The organism is Neisseria sp. P0021.S007 (genome assembly GCF_051956855.1).
In genome coordinates this window covers 1-1,161 of sequence record NZ_JBQCXA010000116.1, presented here as the reverse complement: position 1 = coordinate 1,161, position 1,161 = coordinate 1, and the positions used below count along the sequence as shown (strand labels likewise).

Sequence of the window (1,161 nt, the reverse complement as noted above, 5' to 3'; positions counted from 1 at the left end):
GTCGGCAACATTGCACGAGGCGATGTTGTGGTGTTCAATTACCCACTTCAGCCAGAGATGAATTACATCAAACGTATCGTCGGTATTCCGGGCGACGTTGTGGAATACCGTGATAAGGTTTTGACTGTTAACGGAGAAATTATTTCCGAAAAACCAAACGGTAATTATCAATACGCAGATGATACCGATCCGTCTATGATTCATACGCTTGAGCGTTTTCAGACGGCCTTGAACGGCAAAAACTTTGATGTGGTCAAGGAGGCCGGTCAGCCTTCCGTATCTATTGCTGTATTGAACAAATATACTTCCGAAGTGATGCCTGAAAGCAATTACTCGCTTGAAACAAGCGGTTTGGAAAATTGCGAATACGCAGAAGACGGCAATGGCTTTATCTGTAAAGTCCCAGAAGGCCGTTATTTCGCAATGGGCGACAACCGCGACAACAGCGCCGATTCCCGTTACTGGGGATTTGTCGATGATAAACTGATTGTCGGTAAAGCCTTCTTTGTTTGGATGAACTTTGGCGAACTCAGCCGTATCGGTACCAGTATCCAATAAGCAATAAACAGATTAAAAGGCCGTCTGAAATTTTTCAGACGGCCTTTTTTGTATCTATTTTTTGTCTTTTAACGAACCCAAATAAATTGCCAATAAAGTCAAAGTGGCGCCACACCATTGGACGGCGTTAATCGGTTTATTCAGCCAGAAATAATCGATTAACATGGCGGCGACTGGTTCGGAGAGAAGCAAGAGGCCGGTCAGCGATAAGGATAAAAGCGGGATGGCGTAAGCAATCAATGCCCAAGCGAAGCATTGCATAACGATGCCGTAGATGGAGACTAGAATCACATCGTTTAAAGTTTTGGGGTAGAGATGGGCGGCATCGAATAGTAGAGATGGGATGACCAGCGCCATTGCACCGCCGAAGCTTAAAATCATCATGAGCGGAAACAAACCGACTTTTTCCTGCTCATGGGTTTTGCGTACGAAAACCATAGACAGGGTCAGCATGGCACCGGATACTACGCCGCTGACAAATCCCCATGCGGCATTGTCGTTATGACCGAACTCCGGGCTGCCGATCAAGGCTACGCCTATGGTGGCCAATATCAAACTTAAAATTTGTAAGGTACTTAGGCGTTCCGAATAAAAGAAGAAACC

General features: G+C 45.7%; 2 protein-coding genes. One reads left to right on the top strand and one right to left on the bottom strand.

The window, feature by feature from the left end; translation table 11 throughout:
• Positions 1-558, top strand: a 558-nt coding sequence (lepB, locus tag ACTHUR_RS11570; RefSeq protein WP_440398665.1) for a signal peptidase I, incomplete at its 5' end; no start/stop codon positions are given.
• A 54-nt stretch (positions 559-612) separates the two neighbouring features.
• Here lepB and ACTHUR_RS11565 read toward each other — a convergent pair.
• A partial coding sequence (locus ACTHUR_RS11565; protein WP_440398664.1) for a DMT family transporter occupies positions 613-1,161 on the bottom strand: 549 nt, incomplete at its 5' end.